The sequence below is a fragment of the Aeromicrobium camelliae genome (assembly GCF_003850045.1).
In the GTDB taxonomy this organism is placed as follows: Bacteria; Actinomycetota; Actinomycetes; order Propionibacteriales; family Nocardioidaceae; genus Aeromicrobium; species Aeromicrobium camelliae.
This window is the reverse complement of sequence record NZ_RQJX01000002.1, coordinates 228,671-251,047: the sequence shown is the minus strand read 5'-3', so window position 1 is coordinate 251,047 and position 22,377 is coordinate 228,671. Positions and strand designations below refer to the sequence as shown.

Annotated in this window: 26 protein-coding genes, 1 tRNA gene and 1 riboswitch; of the genes, 11 read left to right on the top strand and 16 right to left on the bottom strand. The window is 69.1% G+C overall.

The genetic code is table 11. The annotated features are described in order from the left end of the window. The first annotated feature begins 97 nt into the window (after window positions 1-97). On the top strand, window positions 98-526 hold the full coding sequence (locus tag EHW97_RS02910; protein WP_124235655.1) for an HNH endonuclease signature motif containing protein: 429 nt from the start codon (window positions 98-100) through the stop codon (window positions 524-526). A 211-nt stretch (window positions 527-737) separates the two neighbouring features. On the opposite strand, the gene EHW97_RS02905 is transcribed toward EHW97_RS02910, so the two are convergent. Then, window positions 738-1,784 carry a hemolysin family protein gene (locus tag EHW97_RS02905; RefSeq protein ID WP_124235654.1) on the bottom strand — a complete coding sequence of 349 codons (1,047 nt, stop codon included), beginning with the start codon at window positions 1,782-1,784 and terminating at the stop codon, window positions 738-740. After that, window positions 1,781-3,148, bottom strand: a complete 1,368-nt coding sequence (locus tag EHW97_RS02900; RefSeq protein ID WP_124235653.1) for a hemolysin family protein — start codon at window positions 3,146-3,148, stop codon at window positions 1,781-1,783. The genes EHW97_RS02905 and EHW97_RS02900 overlap by 4 nt, the downstream gene beginning before the upstream one ends. A 90-nt stretch (window positions 3,149-3,238) precedes the next feature. Between EHW97_RS02900 and EHW97_RS02895 the strand changes: the two genes are divergently transcribed. The 3 genes from EHW97_RS02895 to mscL all read left to right on the top strand — a co-directional run bounded on the left by EHW97_RS02895 (window position 3,239) and on the right by mscL (window position 4,615). Further along, on the top strand, window positions 3,239-3,493 hold the full coding sequence (locus EHW97_RS02895) for an FmdB family zinc ribbon protein (protein ID WP_378079913.1): 255 nt from the start codon (window positions 3,239-3,241) through the stop codon (window positions 3,491-3,493). A gap of 61 nt (window positions 3,494-3,554) precedes the next feature. Next, window positions 3,555-4,127, top strand: a complete 573-nt coding sequence (locus EHW97_RS02890; protein WP_124235651.1) for an SAF domain-containing protein — start codon at window positions 3,555-3,557, stop codon at window positions 4,125-4,127. Between the two features lie 59 nt (window positions 4,128-4,186). After that, window positions 4,187-4,615 (top strand): large conductance mechanosensitive channel protein MscL, encoded by a 429-nt coding sequence (gene mscL / locus EHW97_RS02885; RefSeq protein WP_124235650.1) that lies wholly within the window; start codon window positions 4,187-4,189, stop codon window positions 4,613-4,615. 3 nt (window positions 4,616-4,618) lie between these two features. Here the strand turns inward: mscL and EHW97_RS15235 are convergent, their stop codons facing one another. From EHW97_RS15235 to EHW97_RS02870, 4 genes are all read right to left on the bottom strand, one after another. Then, window positions 4,619-4,795, bottom strand: a complete 177-nt coding sequence (locus EHW97_RS15235) for a hypothetical protein (protein ID WP_166367361.1) — start codon at window positions 4,793-4,795, stop codon at window positions 4,619-4,621. Continuing rightward, window positions 4,788-5,684 carry an NAD-dependent epimerase/dehydratase family protein gene (locus EHW97_RS02880; RefSeq protein WP_124235649.1) on the bottom strand — a complete coding sequence of 299 codons (897 nt, stop codon included), beginning with the start codon at window positions 5,682-5,684 and terminating at the stop codon, window positions 4,788-4,790. The genes EHW97_RS15235 and EHW97_RS02880 overlap by 8 nt, the downstream gene beginning before the upstream one ends. Window positions 5,685-5,784: 100 nt before the next feature. Then, window positions 5,785-6,561, bottom strand: a complete 777-nt coding sequence (locus tag EHW97_RS02875) for an HAD-IIA family hydrolase (protein ID WP_208001836.1) — start codon at window positions 6,559-6,561, stop codon at window positions 5,785-5,787. A gap of 10 nt (window positions 6,562-6,571) precedes the next feature. Beyond that, a complete protein-coding gene (locus EHW97_RS02870) occupies window positions 6,572-7,519 on the bottom strand; it encodes a CE1 family esterase (RefSeq protein WP_124235648.1) in 948 nt (315 codons plus the stop codon). Window positions 7,520-7,594: 75 nt separating this feature from the next. Between EHW97_RS02870 and EHW97_RS02865 the strand changes: the two genes are divergently transcribed. Then, window positions 7,595-7,667, top strand: a tRNA-Arg gene (locus EHW97_RS02865). Here the strand turns inward: EHW97_RS02865 and EHW97_RS15925 are convergent. Both EHW97_RS15925 and EHW97_RS02855 read right to left on the bottom strand, forming a co-directional pair. Beyond that, window positions 7,629-8,672 carry an Ig-like domain repeat protein gene (locus EHW97_RS15925; protein ID WP_424922776.1) on the bottom strand — a complete coding sequence of 348 codons (1,044 nt, stop codon included), beginning with the start codon at window positions 8,670-8,672 and terminating at the stop codon, window positions 7,629-7,631. The two genes, EHW97_RS02865 and EHW97_RS15925, sit on opposite strands and share 39 nt — an antisense overlap. 443 nt (window positions 8,673-9,115) lie before the next feature. Beyond that, window positions 9,116-10,648 carry an adenylate/guanylate cyclase domain-containing protein gene (locus EHW97_RS02855; protein ID WP_166367360.1) on the bottom strand — a complete coding sequence of 511 codons (1,533 nt, stop codon included), beginning with the start codon at window positions 10,646-10,648 and terminating at the stop codon, window positions 9,116-9,118. A gap of 118 nt (window positions 10,649-10,766) precedes the next feature. Here EHW97_RS02855 and EHW97_RS02850 point away from each other — a divergent pair, with 118 nt between their 5' ends. Next, a complete protein-coding gene (locus EHW97_RS02850) occupies window positions 10,767-11,171 on the top strand; it encodes a Crp/Fnr family transcriptional regulator (RefSeq protein ID WP_166367359.1) in 405 nt (134 codons plus the stop codon). Here the strand turns inward: EHW97_RS02850 and EHW97_RS02845 are convergent. The 4 genes from EHW97_RS02845 to EHW97_RS02830 all read right to left on the bottom strand — a co-directional run bounded on the left by EHW97_RS02845 (window position 11,168) and on the right by EHW97_RS02830 (window position 14,839). Beyond that, a complete protein-coding gene (locus tag EHW97_RS02845) occupies window positions 11,168-11,638 on the bottom strand; it encodes a MarR family winged helix-turn-helix transcriptional regulator (protein WP_124235646.1) in 471 nt (156 codons plus the stop codon). The two genes, EHW97_RS02850 and EHW97_RS02845, sit on opposite strands and share 4 nt — an antisense overlap. After that, entirely contained in the window at window positions 11,635-13,296 is a 1,662-nt protein-coding gene (locus tag EHW97_RS02840) for an MDR family MFS transporter (RefSeq protein WP_208001835.1), read from the bottom strand. Before EHW97_RS02840 ends, EHW97_RS02845 begins: the two co-directional genes overlap by 4 nt. 96 nt (window positions 13,297-13,392) lie before the next feature. Continuing rightward, a complete protein-coding gene (locus EHW97_RS02835) occupies window positions 13,393-13,707 on the bottom strand; it encodes a DMT family transporter (RefSeq protein ID WP_124235645.1) in 315 nt (104 codons plus the stop codon). Window positions 13,708-13,719: 12 nt separating this feature from the next. After that, a riboswitch (guanidine-III (ykkC-III) riboswitch) is annotated at window positions 13,720-13,790 on the bottom strand. Between the two features lie 14 nt (window positions 13,791-13,804). After that, the gene (locus EHW97_RS02830; protein ID WP_124235644.1) at window positions 13,805-14,839 is read right to left on the bottom strand and encodes an LLM class flavin-dependent oxidoreductase; all 1,035 of its coding nucleotides are present in this window, start codon (window positions 14,837-14,839) and stop codon (window positions 13,805-13,807) included. A gap of 40 nt (window positions 14,840-14,879) precedes the next feature. On the opposite strand from EHW97_RS02830, the gene EHW97_RS02825 reads away from it, so the two are divergent. Beyond that, complete coding sequence (locus tag EHW97_RS02825; RefSeq protein ID WP_124235643.1) at window positions 14,880-15,971, top strand: acyltransferase family protein; 1,092 nt, start codon at window positions 14,880-14,882, stop codon at window positions 15,969-15,971. Window positions 15,972-16,005: 34 nt separating this feature from the next. Then, window positions 16,006-16,974 (top strand): DNA topoisomerase IB, encoded by a 969-nt coding sequence (locus EHW97_RS02820; protein WP_124235642.1) that lies wholly within the window; start codon window positions 16,006-16,008, stop codon window positions 16,972-16,974. On the opposite strand, the gene EHW97_RS02815 is transcribed toward EHW97_RS02820, so the two are convergent. Then, entirely contained in the window at window positions 16,914-17,414 is a 501-nt protein-coding gene (locus EHW97_RS02815) for a PGPGW domain-containing protein (protein ID WP_124235641.1), read from the bottom strand. The genes EHW97_RS02820 and EHW97_RS02815 overlap by 61 nt on opposite strands. Before the next feature lie 44 nt (window positions 17,415-17,458). Next, complete coding sequence (locus tag EHW97_RS02810) at window positions 17,459-17,920, bottom strand: Lrp/AsnC family transcriptional regulator (protein WP_124235640.1); 462 nt, start codon at window positions 17,918-17,920, stop codon at window positions 17,459-17,461. Window positions 17,921-18,101: 181 nt separating this feature from the next. Here EHW97_RS02810 and EHW97_RS02805 point away from each other — a divergent pair, with 181 nt between their 5' ends. After that, the gene (locus EHW97_RS02805; protein ID WP_124235639.1) at window positions 18,102-18,257 is read left to right on the top strand and encodes a DUF2000 family protein; all 156 of its coding nucleotides are present in this window, start codon (window positions 18,102-18,104) and stop codon (window positions 18,255-18,257) included. Window positions 18,258-18,276: 19 nt separating this feature from the next. Here the strand turns inward: EHW97_RS02805 and EHW97_RS02800 are convergent, their stop codons facing one another. Continuing rightward, on the bottom strand, window positions 18,277-18,966 hold the full coding sequence (locus EHW97_RS02800) for an iron-dependent transcriptional repressor DtxR (protein WP_124235638.1): 690 nt from the start codon (window positions 18,964-18,966) through the stop codon (window positions 18,277-18,279). Window positions 18,967-19,056: 90 nt separating this feature from the next. On the opposite strand from EHW97_RS02800, the gene EHW97_RS02795 reads away from it, so the two are divergent. Together EHW97_RS02795 and EHW97_RS02790 are read left to right on the top strand one after the other, a co-directional pair. After that, window positions 19,057-20,385: a cryptochrome/photolyase family protein gene (locus EHW97_RS02795; RefSeq protein ID WP_124235674.1), complete on the top strand. Its 1,329-nt coding sequence runs from the start codon at window positions 19,057-19,059 to the stop codon at window positions 20,383-20,385. A 22-nt stretch (window positions 20,386-20,407) separates the two neighbouring features. Beyond that, on the top strand, window positions 20,408-21,103 hold the full coding sequence (locus EHW97_RS02790; protein WP_124235637.1) for a hypothetical protein: 696 nt from the start codon (window positions 20,408-20,410) through the stop codon (window positions 21,101-21,103). Here the strand turns inward: EHW97_RS02790 and EHW97_RS02785 are convergent. Then, window positions 21,100-22,374: an MFS transporter gene (locus EHW97_RS02785; protein ID WP_124235636.1), complete on the bottom strand. Its 1,275-nt coding sequence runs from the start codon at window positions 22,372-22,374 to the stop codon at window positions 21,100-21,102. The genes EHW97_RS02790 and EHW97_RS02785 overlap by 4 nt on opposite strands. Window positions 22,375-22,377 lie beyond the last annotated feature (3 nt).

The window sequence follows — 22,377 nt, the reverse complement described above, 5'->3', positions numbered from 1 at the left end:
CGGTCGGGTACTTGCTGGGTCGTGCCATGAGAGTGATCCTTCCAATGAATCAGCTCTCCGGACACGCCGGGACGGTTCAAACCTCGCGATCGGCGTCATGGTGCCCGCCTCCACCCTCGCCGGAATCGATGACCAGCCCGCGATCAGCGCCGACCGCGACTGGATCATCCCCGCCAACGTCCTCCGCACACTCGCCACCAGCGGCAACCCGTTCTGGTACCGACTCCTCGTCGACGACAACGACGACGTTCTCGCCGTCAGCTACCGCGGATACTCACCACCGGACCACCTCAAGAACGCGATCCGCTACAGAGACGGCACCTGCAGGTATCCGGGGTGCACGACGAAAGCCACCAACTGCGACCTCGACCACCGAGAACCCTGGCCCGACGGCCAAACCTGCGCCGACAACCTCTGGGCACTCTGCAGGCACCACCACAAACTCAAGACCTTCGACCACGCCGTGCCCATCCCACACGAGGACGGCTGGGTTTGGGACGTCGGCGGCACCATCCTGACCGAGTGATTCCTGCCCTCCCGGAAGGCGCCGAAAAAAGTCCTCAGAATTCTCTGCCAGGGCCCGTAACCTGCCCTGCCGCGCCTCGTTGGGCAGGGTGGGTTCGGCGCCGAATTCCCTCCCTCCCAGCCGAACCCCAGCGCCCAGGTGGCGCGCAGGAGCCCGATCCGATCACTCCCTTCGGGTCGGGCTCTCTGCGCGCCGCCTGGGCGCACTCACGTCAGTGGCGCTGGCGTTCGAGGTCGCGGATCTCGCCGACGAGCTCCTCCAGCACGTCCTCGAGCATGATCACGCCGACCACCTCGCCGGACTCCTGATCGGCCACCCGAGCCATGTGCGAACCGCGCTTCTGCATCGTGCGCAGCGCGTCGAAGAGCCCGGCGGACAGCGTCACGGTCGACAAGGGCCGCACCCATTTCTCCGCGATGGGCACGTGGCGCATCTGCTCATCGGTCTCGAGAACGTCCTTGATGTGGAGATAGCCGGTCAGGTCCCCGTCGTCGTCCACGACGGGGAAGCGTGAGAATCCGGTCTCGGCGCAGGCGTTCTCCACATCGACCGGCGTCGCCGCGCGATCGATCGTCACGAGGGTGTCGCTCGGCAGCAGCACCTGGTCGACAGTGCCCTCGTGGAAGTCGAGCGCACCGGTCACGAGACCGTACTCGTCCTCGTCGAGGAGTCCCTCGCGGCGCGACTCCTCCACGAGTCCGGCCACCTCGTCGTGCGTGAAGGTCGACGCGACCTCGTCCTTCGGCTCGATGCCCACGATCCGTACCGCGTTGTTGGCGATCGCGTTGAGCGCGATCACCACGGGCTTGAGGATCGCGATGACGCCGAGCATGAAGGGACCGAGGATCAGCGAGGCGCGGTCCGGCGCGGCGAGCGCGAGGTTCTTCGGCACCATCTCGCCGTACACCACGTGGAGGAAGACCACGAACGCCAGCGCGATCGCGAACGAGATCGGATGCACGAGTCCGTGCGGCACGTGGAGTGCGTCGAAGAGCGGCTCCAACAGGTGGGCGATCGCCGGCTCGCTGATGGCGCCGAGACCCAGTGAGCACATCGTGATGCCGAGCTGAGCCGCCGCCATCGCGAGCGTCACGTTCTCCATCGCCTTGATCGCGAGCTTGGCCGAACGCTTGCCCGACTGCGCGAGGGGCTCGATCTGGGTGCGGCGCGCGGAGATCAGCGCGAACTCCGACGCCACGAACAGCGCGTTGAGGGCGAGGAGGACGACCGTCAGTCCGACGGCGAACCAGTTGTTCATCGGCCCTCCTCCAGCCCGCCGATGGACTCCTCGACCGTCATCGAGACGCGGTCGATGCGACGGCCCTCGACCCGCTCGACGGTCAGGTGCACGATGAGCGGCACCAGCGTCTCCTCGTCGCTGTCAGGGGTGTGGTCGAGCCGGAGGACGATCTCGTCGCCGCGCTCGGCCAGTCGCCCGAGTCGTTCGAGCACCAGACCCGCGATGGTCTCAGAGTCCTCACTCTCCGGCAGCGCGATGCCCGTCTGCTCGTACACCTCGTCAGGACGCAGCAGGCCCGAGAGAGACCAGGTCCCGTCGTGTCGGTGTCGGCTGCGCGCGGACAGCCTGTCGTGCTCGTCGGCGATGTCGCCCACGATCTCCTCGACGAGGTCCTCGAGGGTCACCACGCCGTCGGTGCCGCCGTACTCGTCGACGACGATGGCCATCTGGTGCCCCTCGTCGCGGAGGAAGGTCAGGAGCGGATCGAGTTCGATGCTGTCGGGGACCGTCGCCGGCGGGTCCGCGATCTCCCCGATCCGTACCGAGCGACGCCGGTCCACGGGGACGCTGACGGCCTGCTTGATGTGGACGATGCCGACGATGTCGTCGGGTGACCTGCCCATCACCGGGAACCGCGAGTGACCGGTCTGCCGTGCCGCCTCGATGACGTCGAGCGCCGTGTCCTTCTCCTCGAGGAAGTGCACGCGGACGCGAGGCGTGCGGACATCGGCCGCCGTGCGGTCGCCGAAGGCGATGCTGCGCGCGACGAGGTCGGCGGTCTGATCGTCGATGGCACCTTGGTCGGCCGACCTCAGGACGAGCGACCGGAGCTCGATCGGCGAACGCGCGGAGCGCAGTTCCTCCTGCGGCTCGACGCCGAGCCAGCGCAGCGTGTTGTTGGCCATCCCGTTGAGACCGCGGATGGGCCAGGCCATCGCCGTGGTGAACCAGCGCTGCGGCAGTTGGGTCAGCGCGGCGGTCCGATAGGGCAGCGAGAGCGCGAAGTTCTTGGGGATCAACTCGCCCACGAGCATCGTCACCAGGGTGCTGACGATGAGCGCGATCGCGTAACTGGCAGCGCGCAGCCCTCCCCCAGCGAGTCCCATCGCGGTCAACGGACCGTGCAGCAGTCGGCCGATCGCCGGTTCGGCGAGATACCCGATGGCGAGGTTGGTGATCGTGATGCCGAGTTGCGCGCCGCTGAGCTGCGTGGAGAGCGTACGCAGTGCCTTGAGGGTGCCGCCGGCCGAACGGTCACCTTCGGCGGCGCGGCGGTCGACCGTCGCCCGGTCGACGGTGACGAACGAGAACTCCGCGGCGACGAACACGCCGCAGGCGATCATGAGGAGGAAGGACGCGGCCAGAAGTAGCCATTCAGTCACAGGGTGGTGTCCTCGGTCGGCGATGCACTAGAAGGCAACTGTACCCTTGCATTGCAGCATTTCTACCCTGGGGAGAACCGAACCGTGCCCATGTACCAGTACCAGTGCACCGACTGCGCCGAAGGGCTCGAGGTGCGTCAGAGCTTCTCCGATGCCGCCTTGACCGAGTGCCCGACCTGCGGCGGCAGCCTGCGGAAGGTCTTCGGATCGGTCGGCGTCGTCTTCAAGGGCTCGGGGTTCTACCGCAACGACAGCCGCTCGACCTCGTCGACGTCGTCCAGCTCCTCCTCGTCGACCTCGTCGTCCAGCAGCAGCTCGACCTCCGGCGACTCCCCCGCGGCCTGAAGCCCACGGCGCCTGTGGATGACGGGCGCCCGGCGTCGCGCGATTCTCCTATCGTCGCGGCATGGAGCGCCTGTCCCGTTTTCTCGCCGACCACCGTCGCGTGCTGGCCGCAGTCCTCGCCGGGCTCGCGATGTTCGCGGCCCTGACCGCCCTCACCTCCGAGCCGGCCAGCCGCACCGTCCTCGTCGCCTCTCGGGACCTGCCCAGCGGGCACGTCCTGGAGGACTCCGATGTCGAGCGCGTCGCGATGCCCGAAGCCGCCGCCGTCGAGACGGTCGCTGAACCCGCCGGGCGCATGTCCGCGGGCGCGATGCGGGCTGGCGAGCCGCTGACGGACCGTCGGGTGATCGACCCGCGCGACCTGCCTGACGGGCGGGTGCTCGCATCGATCGCCGTCGAACGATCCGCAGCCGAACTCGTCCGACCGGGCGACGCCGTCGACGTGCTGGCGATCGCCGACGCGCATGACGCCCCGGCCGATCCGGTGGTCGAACAAGCCGACGTCCTGGTCGTGCAGGAGCGCGAGGGCACCGAGATGACCACGCTCGGGCTCGTCGTCGAACCCGCCGTCGCGCGTACCCTCGCTGCGGTCGGCGCCACGTCCCGCTTCGCGGTCACGCACACCGCGCCCTAGGCCGAACGGACCGTGGCGTCCTACAGTCGGACGAGACCATCGACCTGACAGGGGGCAGCATGCTCAAGGGCTTCAAGGACTTCTTGTTCCGCGGCAACATCGTCGACCTCGCGGTCGCGGTGGTCGTCGGCACCGCGTTCACCGCCCTGGTGACCGCTTTCACCACCGCGTTCATCAACCCGATCCTCGCCTCGCTCGGCGGCGTCGATGCGCAGGGCCTCGGGTTCCGCATCATCGGCGACAACCCGAACACGTTCATCGACCTCGGCGGATTCATCAACGCCGTGATCACGTTCATCATCACGGCGGCGGTGGTCTACTTCATCTTCGTCGTGCCGTCGAAGCGGCTCCTGGAGCGACTGCAGCGCGGCGAGGAGCCGGAGCCCGAGGGCCCGAGCGAAGACGTTCTGCTGCTCCGCGAGATCCGGGACGCCCTCACCGACGGCCCCGTCCAGCGGGGACCTCAGGGCGCGGACCCGACGTCCTGAACGTCAATCCCGCCCGTAGTGCGGTGGCCGGTCGCGCAGGATCTCCGCGTCCCGCGACGGGGTGCGACGGTCGGCGCCCGGCTCCCGCTCGTCGCTTGTCGTGTCGGGCAGCAGGTCGCCGAGCAGGGCTGCTGCGCGGCGCTGCCGTGCGCGGCGGGCGGCGAGGTCGTCGTCAGTCATCGGTCGGGAACCACTCCACGGTGAGTTCCGGGCGGCGCGGCTTCCAGCCGGTCCGCTCGGCGAACAGTTCAGAACTCACGCGTTGAGATCGGGTGAGCAGTTCCAGCTTGTCACCCCCGAGGTCGACGACCCAGTCGGCGAGGAAGTCGCCCCGCTCGCGGCCCACCGCGCGGGCGACGAGGTCGGCGTACTCGCGCCGGGTTAACGGCGCGGCCCCGACGTTGTAGTGGCCGCTGGGCGCGGTCAGTGCGCTGACCACGGAGGTGCCGATGTCGTCGGGATGGATCGCGTGCATCCATCCGTCGGGGTCGCCGAGGGCGAAGGGCCGCCGGCGACGGGCGCGGCGCATCGTGTACCTCGTGTTGCGATCGTCCCCGACGATCAACCCGTAACGCAGACAGACGGCGGTCCCGCCGACGGCCTCGATGCGGCGAGCGTGCTCCTCAGCGACGATGAGGGCCTCGGTGACATGCGTGACGTCTACCGGTGTCGACTCGTCGATCCACTCGTCGCCCCGGTCCTGATAGATGAAGCTGAGGCTTTGCTGGACGAAGCGCCGGGCCCCCGCCTCGGCGGCGGCGTCCACCACGATTCCTGCGCCCTCGAGTCGCAGGCGGTTGACCGCCGTGAGCGACCCGGGCCGGTAGGCGTTGGCTCCGATCGGGATGCGGGTGGCGAAGTTGACGACCGCGTCGCATCCGTCGATCCCCTCCCGCAAGGAGATCGGGTCGAAGACGTCGCCGAAGAACGGGAGGGCGCCGTGGGCTTCGACGACGGCCGCGGCTCCGGGCCGCCGGACGAGCCCGACGACCTCGTGGCCGGCACCGACGAGTTCCGCCATGGCAGCACGGCCCATCACCCCGTTGCTGCCGGTCAGAAACACCCTCACGTGGCTCCTCCCGCGGGTGTGCGCCGTTGCACACCGCTGTGACCAGCCTAGACATGCAGGGAGCCGGGCGGCCAGTGGTACGGACGCGAGCGTCCGCAGGTCACTGCACGAGGGGCACGACGTCCGCGATCGAGTCGAGGACGCGGGTGGGCCGGAACGGGAAGCGCTCGACCTCGCCCGGTCGGGTCGAGCCGGTGAGCACGAGGATCGTCCGCATGCCGGCCTCGAGCCCGGACAAGACGTCGGTGTCCATGCGGTCACCGATCATGACCGTGGTCTCCGAGTGCGCCTCGATCTGATTGAGCGCGCTGCGCATCATGAGCGGGTTCGGCTTGCCGATGAAGTACGGTTCCACTCCCGTAGCGCGGGTGATGAGCGCCGCCACCGATCCGGTGGCCGGGAGCGGCCCGGTGGGCGACGGTCCCGTGACGTCGGGGTTGGTGGCGATGAACCGGGCGCCCTGGCCGATCAACTGGATGGCGCGGGTAATCGCCTCGAACGAGTAGGTGCGGGTCTCGCCGAGGACGACGTAGTCGGGGTCGCGCGAGGTCATCGTGTATCCCACCTCGTACAGCGCCTGTGTCAGGCCGGACTCGCCGATGACGTAGGCGGTGCCGCCCGGTCGCTGTTCGCTGAGGAACTTGGCGGTCGCCAGCGCGGAGGTCCAGATCGCGCCCTCGGGGACGTCGATGCCGCCGACGAGCAGGCGGGCCCGCAGGTCGCGCGGCGTGTAGATCGAGTTGTTCGTCAGGACGATGAACTTACGGCCGGTCTCGCGCAGCGCCGCGATGAACTCGGCGGCACCGGGCAGAGCCTTCTCCTCGTGGACGAGCACGCCGTCCATGTCCGTGAGCCAATTCTCGACCGGTTTGTCCATGGCTCCATTGTCACCCAGCCGAGCGGTCGGACAGGCCGAAGAAGTCCACCATGAGGGCTGTGATGTTGATCGACCCGCTCGATCTTCCGAGCCCGGGTGCGGCGGCACCTCCCGGCCACTGATGACCTCCGCCCTCGATCACGTAGAAGTCGATATGCGCACCGTCGGCGCAGTCGTCCCACGCGGTCAGCCGGACGTCGGCGGCGACCTGCTCCTCACGCGGTGCGGCGCAGCCATCGTGAGCGGCCCACTGCTGCAGCGCCTCGTCGGCGGGTGCGACGCGTTGGATCACCGTGTCACCCCCCTCGAACGGGACGGTCGGATCGGCGGTCCCGTGCGCGTAGATGAACGACGCGGGAGGCGCCCCGGCGCACCGGTCGGGCAGGTAACCGGCCGCCGCGACCGAGCCGTAGGCAGCGAAGTCGATCCCCCCGAAACAGGCGGCGGCGAAGGTCATGGCCGAGCCGTTCGAGAATCCGGTGAGGTACTGGCGGCCCACTTCGCCGCACCACGTCGCGGTGACGTGCTCGGTGAGCTGGCGGATGAAGTCGAAATCCGACCCCGGCACCTCCGGGCCCGTGGTGAAATCCCACCGCGGCAACGACCCGAGCGCCTGGGGCGCGACCGTGATGAACCCGTGTTCCTCGCCGTACTCGGGGAAGCCGGTGTACGCCATGCTGCTGGTGGCCTCACCGCCGAGACCATGGATGAAGTAGACCACCGGAAGCCGTTCTCCCGTGAACCCGTCCGGGACGTCGATGACGAACCGCCGTTCGGTTCCGGCGACAGTCAGGGTGTGCGCGGAGGTTCCGGTCGCCGGGACGCGGCAGTCACCGCTGCGATGCGCCGTGGTCTCCGGCGACGGTGCCGCCGACGGCGTGGGAGCCGGCGAGGGCTCTTGCGCACATCCGGCCGCCAGGGTCACGAGGGCGACAGCCACGAGGATTCGCCGGAGCATGCGCACGAGTGTGCCACCGGACTGCGAAGGTCGCTGACGAGAACACGGTGAGTCGTGCGAGGATGATGGGTGCCCGCCCCCGTAGCTCAGGGGATAGAGCAACGCTCTCCTAAAGCGTGTGTCGGAGGTTCGAATCCTCCCGGGGGCGCCGCCGCGCTCTGATCAGCGCGGCTCCTGCACCGACGGCGATGAGTCCGAACACGACGAACGCCATCGCCGGTCCGCCGGCGTGAGGCAGGACCGCAGGCGACGCGTTCCTCGACGACGCCGCCGCGACGTCCTGTCGCGTCGGTTGCGGCTGCGGGCTGTCCCCCGTGGGCGCTGGCTCCGGTTCGGGCTCCGGCGATGGCTGAGGTGACGGTCCCGGCGGATCGATCACCGGCGGGCTCGTGACTTCCAGCGTTCCGCCCTCGACAGCAGCGGCCTCGGTGAGGTCGTCGCCTGAATAGACGAAGCTCAACGGGTGACTCCCGGCGTCTCCGCGTTCGATCGTCACGGCGGCTGCGGCCCCCTGCAGCGTGGCAGGCCTCCGGTCGACGGTCACCGTGCCGGCCTCGACGCGAGAGCCCTCCCAGTTCACGTCGCCGGAGTAGACCGCCTCGACGAGGTGGTCGCCGGGCATCAGACCCGTGACGCCGCATTCGAGTTCCGGCAACGTCACGACGCACACCGACTCGCCGTCCACCAGGAAGTCGACGCTGCCGGTAGCGACGGGCGGAAGTCCCGCTGCCGCCAGGGTCACCTGGGCGCCGTAAGGGGCCCGGCTCGGACTCGCGATGGCGGTCAGGGCGGTGGCGCCTTTGGCGACCGTCCCCGAGACCGAGCGCTCGTCGCTTCCCCCGACGTTGACCGCCCGCACCGTGAACGCGAAGTCACCCGCGGTCGTCGGGACACCCGTGAGAGATCCTGAGACCGGGTCCAGGACGAGTCCCTCAGGAAGACGCCCGCCGCTGACCTCGTAGACGGCGGCGGGGAAGCCGACCTGAGCCGCGACGAGGTCGGCGCTCACGTCCTCGCCCACGGACAGCGGCGGCAGCGGCGGCTCCCATCCGAGGAAGGCAGGCGGTGTGGGTTCGACGACCTGGATGGAGCCCTCGGACACCTCGAGCACGCCGCTCGCGGGCAACGCGGTGACGTCGCCCAGCAGCCACATGGCGGGCACTTCTCCCCGGACCCGGAACTCGGCGCGGCACACCGCGTGATGCGGACTGCCCTCGATGCCCAGCGTCCTGTTGCCGGCGCTGACGTCGGTGCTCGTACACCCTTGGCTGCCGGCGTCGCCGAACCCTCCGACCGACAGGCCGTCGGGCAAGGCCACCACGATGCGGGGACGTTCCGGTCCCACGTACTCGACCGTCACGACGACACGACCGTCCGCTCCGACGGCCACGACCGGGTCCGTGGCGCGGATCGAGACGTACTGGCCGGGCGGCCGGGTCTCGTCGGCGGCTGCGGGCGACGTTCCCGGAAGGACCATGAACGCCAGCAGCACCGCGAGCGAACCGACAAACATCCGACGCACTGTGATCTCCGTCCGTTCGACCAGCGCGATGCGAGGCTAACAGCCCGGCCGGCGCATTGTCCGAGGAATCACGCTCAACGCCGCAGTGTGAGCAGCCGCGACTCGGCCGGTCGCCCCCGCAACGTGGTCGTGCTGTGGTCGGACCAGAGTTCCGCCTCGCTCTCGCCCGCGGCCGCGATGGCGGCCTCGTCGGCGAGCACCCCCGAGTCGGTCGCCTTGGCGAGGTCGGTGATGCGCGAGGCGGCGTTGACCGCGTCGCCGATGACCGTGTACTCGAACCGCGTCTCATGGCCGACGTACCCGGCCACGACGCGGCCCGTCGCGACGCCCACGCCGAAGCCGATCTCCGGCACCTCCTCGTGGAGCCGCGCGGCCATCCGGCGCGCGGCCGAGAGGGCGAGCCGTGCGTGGTCGTCGCGCGACACCGGAGCACCGAAGATCGCGAGGACGGCGTCGCCCATGAACTTGTTGACGAGCCCGTGGTGGGCGTCGACCTCCTGCACGACGACCCCGAAGAAGCGGTTGAGGACGTCGACGACCTCAGCCGGGTCGCGATCGGCGGCGAAGCGGGTGGACCCGGTGAGGTCGACGAAGAGCACCGACACTTCCCCGGCCTTGCCACCCAACTCGATCTCACTGAGGGCGGCGTCGGCGACGTCGCGGCCCACGTGCCGGCCGAACACGTCGCGCAGCCGTTCGCGCTCGCGCAGCCCCTGCGCCATCTCGTTGAACCCCACCTGCAGCGAGCCGAGTTCGGTGCCGTCGTAGACCGGGATCTCCATGCTGTAGTCGCCGTCCTGGACGAGTCGCAGCGCGTCGCGCACCGTCCGGATAGGCGCCACGACGGCGCGGGCGTTGAGCCACGTGACGAAGAAACCGAACACGAGCACCACGGCCCCGATGACGAAGACTGCCGCGGTCAGTGTGGCGGTGTCGACGTCCTCGACGAGGAGCGAGAGCAGCGCGACGACGAGCAGCCCGAACACCGGCACGCCGGTGCCGAGGATCCAGAACACCAGCATCCGCGAGGCGACTCCCAGCCTCGCCTGCGTCGCTTCGCCGCTGGCGAGCGCACGCGCGGCAACCGGTCGCAACGCGAACTCGCTGAACAGGTACGCGATCGCCGAAACCACGAAGGTGGCGATCGCGACCGTGAAACCGGTCGTCATCGCTCGGTCGGGCTGGATGACGACCGCCAACAGCGTGAACAGGATCGTCCCGCCGAGCCACAGCACGGCCTGCATGAGTGTGAGTTCCCACGGGGCTCGCAAGGCCCGCTGCCGGTCGCGGGGGTTGGCCGGCTCGTCGCGGATCGCCCACCGCAGCGCCCGCAGCGTGCGCACCGTCCCCCAGGCGATGCCGCCGATCACGGCGAGCGCGATGTAGACCGGTGCCGCGATGGCGATCGCGACGATCGTCTCGCGCGTCGGGGCGGGACCCGGAATGACCAGGGTCGACAACACCACGACGATCCCGGCACCGATGAGGTTGGTGACGACGAGCAAGGTGGTCAACAGCAGCTGCACGCGGACGCGCAGCTGACGCGGGGACTGGTCGGGCGGACCGAGCAGTCGGGACCCGAAGGTGCGGGCCTCGGCTCGTCCCATGCACGTCTCCTCTGCCGGCGGGGCTGTTGTGGATGATTGTCCACGTTCGGGCCAGTCCCACGACGGTGAACTCCGATTTACCCTACGGTGGGTCCGAACGGACCGAAAGGAATCCACCATGGCGAAGAAGCCCGATCCCGACGTCGTGCGGAGTCTCAAAGAGCTCACCGACTTCGACGAAGCCACCGTCAAGGCGCTGGCCACGGTCGGACAACCCGTACACATTCCCGCCAACTGGGCGATGATCTTCGAGCACACTCCGGCCGACAAGGCGTACATCCTGCTGTCGGGCACCGTCGAGATCCGCAAGGACGGTCAGCCGCTGGCCACCTTGAACCCCGGCGACGTCGTGGGCGAGATCGCCCTCGTCACGGGGCGACTGCGCAGCGCCACCGTGGTCACCACCACGGACGTCGAGGCGCTGCACTTCACGGCCGAGGCCTTCGAGGACCTCGCCGCTCACAACCCCCAGTTCGCCACCGCCTTGCACGACGCGGCGGTCAGCCGCATCGACCAGAACTAACTGACGCTGTCGGTGAGGCGCTTCAGGTCCTCGGCGAAGCGCCTCAGCTCCGACAGCTCCCACCCGCTGAGCGCGCGCTGCATGCGCGCGCGGCCGGAGGGCCCGATGGCTGCCAGCCGCTCGCGGCCGTGGTCGCTGAGACTCAAGATGCGCGAGCGCCGGTCGGTCTCGCACGCGGCGACGGTCGCGAGGTCGAGCTCCACGAGCTGACGGATCTGTCGGCTCGTGGAGCTCGGGTCGACCTCGAGGTACTCGGAGATCTGTCCCGCGCTCATCTCACCGTGCCGCTCCAGCAAGCGCAGGATGCGCAGCCCGAACGGCTGGAGGGCCGGGTCGACCTGGCTCGCCGCGTCGCGGATCATCACCCGAAAACGCGTGGCGAGTTCGCCCATCGCATCTTCGACGGCCACGATCGCGTCGGCCACCTCCGGACCGGCCTCCTCGAGAGGGTCGGGCATCGCCGTCATGACCTCATTGTCGCGGGTACCGAGGTCTCGTCCGCATCCTCCCCCGCGGCGCGGTCCGTCGGCTGCGTCGCCGTCGGGTCCTCCAGACCCGCGGCGCCAGCCCCCACCGGCTCGGCCTGCTGCCGGGCCTGGACCGCGGTCAGGGTGCCCAGGTCCTGTCGCGGCAGCAGCGCGACCGCGACGACCGTGACGAGCGTCAGCGGGACGGTGAGCAGGAACAGGTGCCCGATCGAGGCTCCGTAGGCGTGCTCGACGATGCTCGCGATCGCGGGTGGGAGATCGGCGATCTTCGGCACCGAGCCACTGGAGAGGGCCTGCGCGGCCTGCGCCTGCTGCTCCGGCGCGAGCGTCGCGATCCCTTCGGCGATGCGGTCCTTGACCTGCAAGGCGAGCACGGAGCCGAGGACTGAGACCCCGATCGTGCCGCCGATCGTGCGGAAGAACGTGACGGCGCTGGTCGCCGCACCCAGGTTCTCCACCGGAATCGAGTTCTGCACGACGAGCACGAGGTTCTGCATCAGCATGCCGAGACCGGCGCCGAGCACGAGCATGGCGATGGAGACGAACCATATCGGGCTGTCGCCGTCGAGCATTCCCAGCATGGCCGAACCGACGACCGCGGTGAGCGATCCGGCGACCATGACGGGCTTCCAGTGCCCGGTGCGGGTGATGAACTGACCGAAGAACGTCGAGGACGTGAGCAGGCCGGCCATCATCGGGATGGTGAGCAGACCCGACTCCGTGGGCGTCGCGCCGCGGGCCAGCTGCATGTACTGCGCCAGGAACACGGCGGTGCCGAACATCGACACCCCCACCGCGAGGCTGGCGACGACCGCGAGAGTGAAGGTGCGGTCGCGGAACATCGTCATCGGCACCATCGGGTTCTCAGCGCGCAGCTCGGTGATCACGGCGGCGACGAGCAGAAGCACCGCGCCGATCACCATGCTGGCGGTCTCCACCGACGCCCAGGCGAACTGCTGGTCCACGAGGCTCACCCAGATGAGCAACAGCGAGACGCCCGAGGTGATGAGGACCGCGCCCAGGTAGTCGATCTTCGGCTTGGGACGATCATGCTGGGGAAGGTGCAGCGTCAGCTGGAGCATGATCAGCGCCGCGATCGCCACCGGCATCGCGACGAAGAAGTTCCAGCGCCACCCGAACGCGTCGGTGATGACGCCACCCAGGAGCGGACCGCCGACCGAGCCCACGGCCATGACGGCGCCGAACAATCCGGCGTACCGGCCGCGCTCACGCGGCGAGATGATGTCGGCGAGGATGATCTGGCTCAGCGCCGCAAGGCCGCCGGCGCCGAGGCCCTGCACGGCGCGTGCCGCGATGAGGAAGTCGGTGTTGTGCGAGAAGCCGGCTGCCGCTGACCCGAGCACGAAGACGGTGAGGGCCAGCTGGATCAGCAGCTTGCGGTTGAAGATGTCCGCGAGCTTGCCCCATACGGGAGTCGACACGGCCATGGCCAGCATCGTCGCCGTCACCACCCAGGTGTACGACGACTGGGAGCCCCCGAGGTCCGCGATGATCAGCGGCAGCGACGTGGAGACCACGGTGCCGGCCAGGATCGACACGAACATGCCCATGAGCAGGCCTGAGAGCGCCCGCAGTACTTCTCGATGCGTCATGGATGGCGCGGTCGTCTCCGCCATGAACACCTCTTTCTTGACTAAGATCAATTGTTGACAGATGTCAACTATACGCCGCCGCGCCGCCCTCTCGCAATGCGGAGGGCAGTGACGTAGCGCTCAGTGCACGAGCTTGAGGCCGATGATGCAGCCGATCAGCCCGAGGATCAGCAGCACCCGCGCGAGCGATACCGGTTCGGTGCCGGTGGCCATCGCGTAAGCGACGGTGAGGCTCGCGCCGATACCGACCCATACCGCGTAGGCGGTGCCGGTAGGCAGGTCGCGCATGGCCCAGGCGAGGCCGACCATGCTGGCGACGACAGAGACCCCGAAGACGATGCTGGGCGCCAGGCGAGTGAAGCCTTCGCTCTTGCCGAGCGCGGTGGCCCAGACGGCCTCGAGCACGCCAGAGATGATCAGCACGATCCACGACATGACAGCCACTCCTTCGTGGCCGTCTTGTCGCGCTCCGGGTACGACTCCACTCGTCCGGGGACCGGCAGTGGTCCTGCCCCTATTCTGCCAGCCCGGCTCAGGAACCGGCCATCATGTCGTCGACGAGCCGGCGCACCTCGGTGCCGTACAGCTCGATGCACCGCAGCAGTTGGTGATGCGGCATCGGACCGTTGGCGTACTTGAGATCGAAACGGCGGACTCCGAGCGCCTCCGCGTTCTTCACGATCTTGCGCGCGACCGTCTCCGGGGATCCCACGTACAAGGCACCCTCGGGGCTCGCGTCGCGCTCGAACTGCAGCCGCGTCGTGGGCCCCCACCCGCGTTCGCGGCCGATCCGGTCGCGTTGCGCCTGGAAGTGTGGGAAGAGCTCCTCGCGCGCCTGCTCGTCGGTCTCCGCGACGTAACCCGGCGAGTGCATCCCGATCGGCAGTGGATCGACCCCTTCCGCCGCCAGCAGTTCGCGGTAGTACTGGGCGAACGGCACGAACTGCGCCGGCGGACCGCCGATGATCGCGAGCATGAGCGGCAGCCGGTAGTGCGCCGCCCGCACGACCGACTGCGGGCTGCCGCCGACACCGATCCACGTCGTCAATCGGCCCGATTCGGTCTTCGGATACACCGTGACGTCCGCCAGGGGTGGCCGGATGGAACCACTCCAGGTCACCGGCTGCTCGGTCAGCAGCTGGGCGAAGAGATCGAGCTTCTCGGCGAAGAGGATCTCGTAGTCGGCGAGGTCGTACCCGAAGAGAGGGAACGACTCGGTGAACGACCCGCGGCCCAAGATCACCTCGGCCCGGCCGTGCGACAGCGCGTCGAGCGTCGAGAACCGTTCGAAGACACGGATCGGATCGTCCGAGCTGAGCACGGTGACCGCCGACCCGAGACGGATCCGCCGAGTACGGCCGGCGATCGTCGCGAGGACGACGTCGGGAGCGGTGATGGCGAAGTCGTCGCGGTGATGCTCGCCCAGGCCGATGAAGTTCAGGCCGACCTCGTCGGCCAGGACGGCCTGGTCGACGACCTCACGCAGCACCTCCGCGTGGCTGCGGGTTCGCCCGTCAGGGCCCATGGAGATGTCGCCGAAGGTGTCCAGACCCAGCTCGATAGTCACACGACGAGCCTACGCGGGCTGCGGACCGTAGGGTCGAAGCGTGAGCACCAGCACGACCGCGCCACGACTCCGTCTCCTCGACGGCACGCGCTTCATCGCCGCGTTGGGCATCCTGCTCTATCACTACACCGCCCGCTACCCCAGCCAGGTCGAGGACTTCGGGTGGTTCTCGCACGTCGCGACGTATGCAGCGCTACTCGTGTACTCGTTCTTCATCATCAGCGGATTCGTCATCCTCATGACGACGTGGGGACGCGACCTTCCGTCGTACGTCGCCTCCCGCGTCGGCCGCCTCTACCCCGCGTACTGGGCCGCCGTCTTCATCGCCGGCGTCATCGTCCTGGTGCTGCGGCCGTCCTTCCCCGGCGACCCGTGGCGCGACATCGGTTGGGAGGACTGGGCGATCAACTTCACGATGCTGCAGGAGGCGTTCGGCGCCGAGAACCTCGACGGCGTCTACTGGACGCTCTACATGGAGCTGAAGTTCTATCTGCTCATCGGCGTGTTCCTGCTCATCGGCATCACGCGCGAGCGGGTACTGGCATTCGCGCTCCTGTGGCCGTTGATCGCCGCATGGGCGAAGTCGACTGACAACGCGCTCCTCGTCGAGCTGCTGATGCCGAACCAGGCGCCGCTCTTCGCCTTCGGCATGGTCCTCTACCTCATCCACCGCGACCGCGGGTTCCGTGTCGACACCGCGCTCGCGCTCGGCATGAACGTGGCGTTCATCATCTACCGCAGCGCAGATGCCTACACCCCGTTCATGGACCGCACGGATGAGATCACCCCGCACACCGGCATCGTGACCGCCGTCCTCCTCGTCACGGCCTTCGCCATGTGGGCGTTCAGCTGCACCCGGCTGCAGCACGTGCGGTGGGGCTGGCTGACGACAGCCGGGGCGCTCACCTATCCGCTGTACCTCGTCCACGAGCGGCTCGGCTGGTACGTCATCGAGACCTTGCGCGATCACGGCTGGGCCGCGTGGCCCGCGGTCGGCGGCGCCGCGGTCGTCGTGGCGATCGCGGCTGTCGCGCTGTACCGCTGGGTCGATAAGCCGTTCAGTGGGCACTTCCGCCGTGTGATCGAGCGGCAACTGCGCCGGGAGGTCGCTCCTCATCCGAAGGGGGCTTGATCCGGTGGTGCGTTTGCGGAGGGTGTCGGCGTCGATGCCCGGATGGACACGTGTGCGTCACGGCCGCGGGTTCCGGTACCTCGACGAGAACGGTGAGCCGCTCGCGGCCATCGACATCGAACGGTGCAAGAAGCTGGTCATCCCGCCGGCCTGGACCGAAGTGTGGATCTGTCCGGTGGACAACGGGCATCTCCAGGCGGTCGGCACCGACGATGCCGGCCGCCGGCAGTACCTGTACCACCCCGCGTGGCGCGAGCGACGCGATCGGCAGAAGTTCGAGCAGATGGAGGAGTTCGCCGATGCGCTCCTGCGCCGCCGCGCTGTCGTGCGCCGGCACCTCTCCGCCGACGATCTCGGGCTGCGCCATGCGCAAGCGACCGCTTTCGCCCTGCTCGACCTCGGGGTCTTCCGGATCGGGTCGGAGCGGTACACCGAGGAGTACGGCAGCTTCGGCCTGACGACGGTGCTGCGCGAACACGTGCGGCGTCGCCGCGAAGGCATCGTCTTCACGTACACGGGCAAGTCCGGGCAGGAGATCAACGTGACCGTGCGCGATCCGCGCATCATCGGCGCGGTGGATCCGATGCTGCGGCGGCGCACGGGTGGCGACCAACTGCTCGCGTGGCGAGATCGGACCGGCTGGCACTCGGTGGCGGCCGAGGAGGTCAACACCTACATCAAGGAGGTGCTGCACGGCGACTTCACGGCCAAGGACTTCCGCACCTGGCGAGGCACGGTGATCGCCGCCCTCGCCCTGGCGCACGGCGACGTCCGCACCAAGACGTCGCGCAAGCGCTCGGTCACCGCGGCGATGCGCGAGGTATCCGAGCACCTCGGGAACACGCCCGCGGTCGCCCGGTCCTCGTACGTCGATCCGCGGGTGGTCGACCTGTTCGAGAACGGCATCACGGTGTCACGTGATCACCGCATGCCCGAACCGGGTCAATCGGTCGCGCCCTCGTTGGAGCGCGAGGTGCTGGGCATCCTGGACGCAGGCCCGTAGCGGTACTTCCAGACGCTGTAGCCGAGCAGGAACCAGGCGATCGCGGCCGAGCCCCACATCGCGATCGCCGTCGCCGGGGTGTCCGCGGGCAAGTCGGGGCCGAAGTCCAGACCGAGAAGCTCGAACCGCGGGATCCGCACGTCGACCCACCACACGACACCCACGGCGAAGATGCAGGCCGCGCCGAGGGCGCTGAGCACGATGCGCGGCCACGTGGCCACCCCGTAGCGCGCCGCCTCGATCGCCTTCTCATGTAAGGGGTCGAGGATGCGCCGCGCCCAGTGGTAATGCCGCGCCAGCAGGGCGATGCCGCCCACGAGACCCAGCAGACCGGGCCCCGGCAGGACCAGCATGAACAGGCCGAGGACCACGAGAGTCCACCCCAGCAACTCGCTGCCCGTCCGGTCGAACCAGGAGAGCAACCTCGATCCCCGCGCCATGACGACAGCATGCCAGGTGTTTCTTAACGCGAGTTGAAGTGATCTCAGGCATCCGCGCCGAGATGGACGTCCGGACGACGCAGGTTTTCGTAGATCACCGACGTCTCCACGTCCGCGACCTCCCCGCGAGCGGTCAACCGGTCGATCACGAAGGCGTAGAGCTCATCGTTGCTCGCGACGGCGACGTGCACGATGAAGTCCGATCGTCCCGACGTCACGAAGACGCCGACCGTCTCGGGCAGCCGGGCCACCCAGTCGCGGAAGGCCTCGATGTTGGCGCGCGACGGCGGCCGCACCCGCACGGCGATCAGTGCCTGCACACCGCGTCCGAGGGCGGCGAGGTCGAGGTCGAGGACCGTTCCGCGCACCACCCCGCGTCGGCGCAACGCCCGGGCCCGCTCGTGGACCGTGGTCGGTGAGACGCCGACTTCGGCGGCGATGTCGCGCAGGCTGCGGCGTGCATCCGTCATCCACGCGGCCAAGATACGACGGTCGAGGTCGTCCATGTTCAGAATTGTCGAGGTTCTACCGAACAATGTCCACCTTGGATGACGAATGACGGATGAATGACTAGCTTCAAGCCATGAACTCCGACCATCAGCAGCTCGGCTTCGCGCCCGAAGAGATCGATCAGACCGCGGCCACCCGTGACGTGCCGCCGCCCGCTCGGACGTGGCCTTGAGCGATATGCCGGCACCCGCTCAGCACACGCGGGTCTACGCCGACTACCTCGCCGAAGTGGAGCGACTCGGCGCCGACGACCTGAGCTATTACGCCCTCAGTCTCGTCGGCCCGCGGAACGCGGTGGACCGCCTCGTCAAAGGTCTGCGCCTCCTGGCGTGACGCGAGGCGGGCCCGCGGCTCACATCGAGACGAACAGGTGCGCAGCGGCGTCGCGGTCGATCTCGGCGGTCTCGCCCTGGCGGGCGACCACGACGCCGTCGTGGCCGTAGGAGGCGAGGATGTCGTTGCCGGGAAGCGCACCGACGCGACGCAGGACCGACATCACCTCGGTGTCCTTCTGCAACTCCTCGGCGATGCGGCGCACGACGAGGCGGGTCGGCTCCGCCGCGCCGGTCACGGCCTTGCTCAGCGGCTGCACCCCGTCGAGGAAGCCTGCGGGCGGAACGACCTGGCCGAGTTCGTCGAGACCCGGGATGGGGTTGCCGTAGGGCGACTCGGTCGGGTGCTGCAGCAGCTCGATGAGGCGACGCTCAACCTGCTCGGAGATGACGTGTTCCCACCGGCAGGCCTCGTCGTGGACGTACTCGATCTCCAGGCCGATGACGTCGGTGAGCAACCGTTCGGCGAGGCGGTGCTTGCGCATGACCCGGATCGCCAGCGCCCGGCCCTTCTCGGACAGCTCAAGGTGCCGGTCGCCCTCGACCGTCAGCAGGCCGTCGCGCTCCATGCGGGCGACCGTCTGGCTCACCGTCGGCCCGCTCTGGTGCAAGCGCTCGGCGATGCGGGCGCGCAGCGGGACGATGCCCTCTTCCTCGAGCTCGAAGATGGTGCGCAGGTACATCTCAGTGGTATCGATGAGGTCGCTCACGCGCTCTATTGTTCCATGCCCTGGGGAGTGCATGTTCCGATGTGCGAACACCTGCGCGAGCCGACACGATGAGGTGTGGCGACCTCGGTGATGTGGTTCCGGACGGACCTTCGACTCCTCGACCATCCGGCGCTGGTGGCAGCCGTCGAGGACGGGCCCGACGGCGTGCTTCCGCTGCTCGTTCTCGACGATCGTTTCTGGGGTCCGGGCGCCCGCGTCCGGCAGGCCTACCTTTCGGCATTGCTGCGCGATCTCGATGAGCGCATCGGGGGCTTGCACGTCGTGCGCGGCGACCCGGTCCGCGAGGTCCCGCGCATGGCCGATCTCGTCGGCGCCGAGAGCGTGCACGTGAGCGCGGACTTCACGCCATACGGCACCGAGCGCGACGCCGAGGTCGAGAACGCGCTCGACGTGCCGCTCGTCCGCACCGGCTCGCCATATGCCGTCTCCCCCGGTCGCGTCGTGAAGGAGGACGGCGAGCCTTACCGGGTGTTCACGCCGTTCTTCCGCGCCTGGCAGGAGCATGGGTGGCGCGCGCCCGCTCCGGAACCGGCGGACATCGTGTGGCTCCGTCCCGCAGAACCTTCGCATCCGCTTCCCGACGTCCCCGCTCCCGAGGGGGTCAGGCTGCCCCCGGTCGGCGAGAGGGCGGCACGCGAGCACTGGCACGAGTGGCTCGAGACTCACCTCGAGGATTACGCGGACACCCGTGACCGGCCGGACCTCGACACGACGTCGCGCATGTCGGTCCATCTGAAGTGGGGCACGATGCACCCGCGCACCGTGCTGGCGGACCTCGCCGAACGTCCCGGGGACGGGACGGACGCCTACGTCCGTGAGCTCGCCTTCCGGGAGTTCTACGCCGATGTGCTCTACCGACGGCCGGACTCGGCCTTCGGCTACTACGACCGCCGCCTCGAACACCTTCCGTACGACGAGCCCGGTGCCGACGTCGAGGCGTGGAGGGAGGGGCGCACCGGGTTCCCGATCGTCGATGCGGGGATGCGCCAACTCCTGCGTGAGGGGTGGATGCACAATCGCGTGCGGATGATCGTCGCCAGCTTCCTCGTCAAGGACCTGCACGTGGAGTGGACGCACGGCGCGGCGCACTTTCTCGACCGCCTCGTCGACGCCGACCTCGCGTCCAACCAGCACAACTGGCAGTGGGTGGCCGGTTCAGGAACCGACCCCGCCCCCTACTTCCGCGTCTTCAACCCGGTCACGCAGGGCAGGAAGTTCGACCCGGACGGCGCGTACATCCGACGCTGGGTTCCCGAACTCGCCCACCTGGAAGCACCGGCCATCCATGAACCATGGAAGCTCACCGAGCCGCCGCCGGACTACCCGCCTCCCCTGGTCGATCACGCGGAGGAACGCCGCGAGGCACTGCGCCGCTACGACGAGCTCCGCGGACGCTGAGCCGGGCCGCTACGGTGGCCCCATGGTGACCATCGCGCAGCAGTTCAACGGGCCGCCGACGACCGGCAACGGCGGATACGTGAGCGGCCTGGTGGCCGCGGCCCTGGACCACGAGGGGCCGGTCGCGGCGATGTTGCGGACGCCGCCTCCCCTCGACACTCCGCTGACCTGGGAGCACGACGACGAGGAAGTGCGCCTGCTGACTCACGGCGGCGCAGTGGTCGGCATCGCGAAGCCGGGGAGCTTCGAGCGCGAGGCACCGGCGTTCGTCGACGCGGAGGGCGTCGAGGCCGGCCTCAAGGCCTATCCCGGGTTCCATCAGCACCCCTTCGACCTGTGCTTCACGTGCGGCACACAGCGCGAGCCCGGCGACGGCCTGCGCATCTTCTCGGGCCCCGTCGAGGAGAGGACGACCGCCGCTCCGTGGGACGCACACGAGGCGTTCGCTGAGGAGGACGGGCGCATCGGCGCCCCGGTCACGTGGGCGGCGCTCGACTGCCCCGGCGGCTGGGCCGCGGACTTCTCCGAACAGCCCATGCTTCTCGGCACGATGACCGCGGAGGTCTACCAGGCGCCGGAGGCGGGCCGGCGGTACCACGCCGTGGGCCAGCTCGACCGTCAGGACCGTCGCAAGTTCTTCACGGCCACCGCGCTCTACACCCCCGAAGGGGAACTGATCGGCCGGGCCGAGCAGATCTGGATTCAGATCGACCTCTAGGGCGTGGGGTGGCGTGCGTCGTACGCCAGGAATCGGCGAGCCGTCAGCACGGTGAGAGCCACGCCGAGAACGCACAGCACTCCGCCCAGGACCATCGCCTCACCCTCGCCGACGAGACTCGCCAACGAGCCCATCACGAAGTCGCCGAGACGCGGGCCGCCGGCGACGACGACGGTGAAGACGCCCTGCATGCGGCCGCGCATCTCGTCGGGAGCCGCGGTCTGCAGCATCGTGGAACGGTAGGCCGAACTCACCATGTCGGCCGACCCCGAGAGCGCGAGCAGGGTGACGCCGAGCCAGAGCACTCCCGGCAGCCCGACCGCGGCGACGCCGGCCAGCGCTACCGCGACGCCGTACGTCATGATCGCGACGACGATCGCGATCCCATGCCGGTGGACCCGCCCCAGCCAACCGGACACGCAGAACGCGAGGAACGAGCCGATCGCGGGCGCCGCCTGCAACACGCCCAGCACCCACGCGCCCTCGTCGCCGCGGCCGCCCGCGAGGTAGATCGTGGCGGCGAGCGCGGGGAAGGTCGCGCGGGGTTGCGCAAGGACCATCGCACACAGGTCGAGCACGAACGAGGCGCGCAAGTTGGGCGCCGTGCGCAGGAACCGCAGCCCGTCGACGACCGAGCGAAGACCCGGTACAGGCGCCCGCTCACCCGGCGGAAGCGGTGGCAGGCGGACGAGCGAGTAGATCGCCGCGGTGAACAGGACCGCGTCCACGATGTAGACGGTGGTCACGCCTCCCCACCCGATGAGGCCGCCGCCGAGCAGTGATCCGACAGTGAAGCTCAACGTGAACGATGCCGTGCTCAGCGCGTTCGCCGCCGGCAGGACACGCGCCGGCAGCAACCGCGGCAGCATCGCGGAGCGCGCCGGGTTGTTGATCGCGAACATCGCCGCCTGCACGGCGACGATGGCGTAGAGCACTTCGACACGGTCCCAGCCGGCGAGCGCGTGGACGACCAGCGCGAGCGAGCACGCCCAGAGTCCGAGCGCCGAGAGCAACGCGACCGTCCGCCGGTCGAAGGCGTCGACGAGAGCGCCCCCGTACAACCCGCCGAGGACGAGCGGGACGAGCCCGAACAGTCCCACGAGCCCGACGGCGAAAGAGTCGCCGGTCAGGTGGTAGGCCTCGAAGGAGATCGCCACGAGGGCCATCTGCTGACCGAACGCGGAGATCGTGAGCCCCGTCCACAGGCGGCGGTAGGCACGCGAGATGGACAGCGGGGTGATGTCGGGCAGGACCGAGCTCAGCAACGGCACCGA

Excerpts from the sequence above, each read along its gene's own strand:
- EHW97_RS02805 (WP_124235639.1), top strand. The coding sequence starts at position 18,102 with ATGCCGGCACCCGCTCAGCACACGCGGGTCTACGCCGACTACCTCGCC.
- EHW97_RS02835 (WP_124235645.1), bottom strand. The coding sequence starts at position 13,707 with ATGTCGTGGATCGTGCTGATCATCTCTGGCGTGCTCGAGGCCGTCTGG.
- EHW97_RS02870 (WP_124235648.1), bottom strand. The coding sequence starts at position 7,519 with ATGCTCCGGCGAATCCTCGTGGCTGTCGCCCTCGTGACCCTGGCGGCC.
- EHW97_RS02845 (WP_124235646.1), bottom strand. The coding sequence starts at position 11,638 with ATGACGGCGATGCCCGACCCTCTCGAGGAGGCCGGTCCGGAGGTGGCC.
- EHW97_RS02815 (WP_124235641.1), bottom strand. The coding sequence starts at position 17,414 with ATGGCGCGGGGATCGAGGTTGCTCTCCTGGTTCGACCGGACGGGCAGC.
- EHW97_RS02855 (WP_166367360.1), bottom strand. The coding sequence starts at position 10,648 with ATGGGACGAGCCGAGGCCCGCACCTTCGGGTCCCGACTGCTCGGTCCG.
- EHW97_RS02820 (WP_124235642.1), top strand. The coding sequence starts at position 16,006 with ATGCCCGGATGGACACGTGTGCGTCACGGCCGCGGGTTCCGGTACCTC.
- EHW97_RS02810 (WP_124235640.1), bottom strand. The coding sequence starts at position 17,920 with ATGGACGACCTCGACCGTCGTATCTTGGCCGCGTGGATGACGGATGCA.
- EHW97_RS02850 (WP_166367359.1), top strand. The coding sequence starts at position 10,767 with ATGGCGAAGAAGCCCGATCCCGACGTCGTGCGGAGTCTCAAAGAGCTC.
- EHW97_RS02875 (WP_208001836.1), bottom strand. The coding sequence starts at position 6,561 with ATGGACAAACCGGTCGAGAATTGGCTCACGGACATGGACGGCGTGCTC.
- EHW97_RS15235 (WP_166367361.1), bottom strand. The coding sequence starts at position 4,795 with ATGACTGACGACGACCTCGCCGCCCGCCGCGCACGGCAGCGCCGCGCA.
- EHW97_RS02910 (WP_124235655.1), top strand. The coding sequence starts at position 98 with ATGGTGCCCGCCTCCACCCTCGCCGGAATCGATGACCAGCCCGCGATC.
- mscL (WP_124235650.1), top strand. The coding sequence starts at position 4,187 with ATGCTCAAGGGCTTCAAGGACTTCTTGTTCCGCGGCAACATCGTCGAC.
- EHW97_RS15925 (WP_424922776.1), bottom strand. The coding sequence starts at position 8,672 with ATGTGGCTGCTGGGCGACGTCACCGCGTTGCCCGCGAGCGGCGTGCTC.
- EHW97_RS02890 (WP_124235651.1), top strand. The coding sequence starts at position 3,555 with ATGGAGCGCCTGTCCCGTTTTCTCGCCGACCACCGTCGCGTGCTGGCC.
- EHW97_RS02840 (WP_208001835.1), bottom strand. The coding sequence starts at position 13,296 with ATGGCGGAGACGACCGCGCCATCCATGACGCATCGAGAAGTACTGCGG.
- EHW97_RS02905 (WP_124235654.1), bottom strand. The coding sequence starts at position 1,784 with ATGAACAACTGGTTCGCCGTCGGACTGACGGTCGTCCTCCTCGCCCTC.
- EHW97_RS02790 (WP_124235637.1), top strand. The coding sequence starts at position 20,408 with ATGGTGACCATCGCGCAGCAGTTCAACGGGCCGCCGACGACCGGCAAC.
- EHW97_RS02795 (WP_124235674.1), top strand. The coding sequence starts at position 19,057 with ATGTGGTTCCGGACGGACCTTCGACTCCTCGACCATCCGGCGCTGGTG.
- EHW97_RS02895 (WP_378079913.1), top strand. The coding sequence starts at position 3,239 with ATGTACCAGTACCAGTGCACCGACTGCGCCGAAGGGCTCGAGGTGCGT.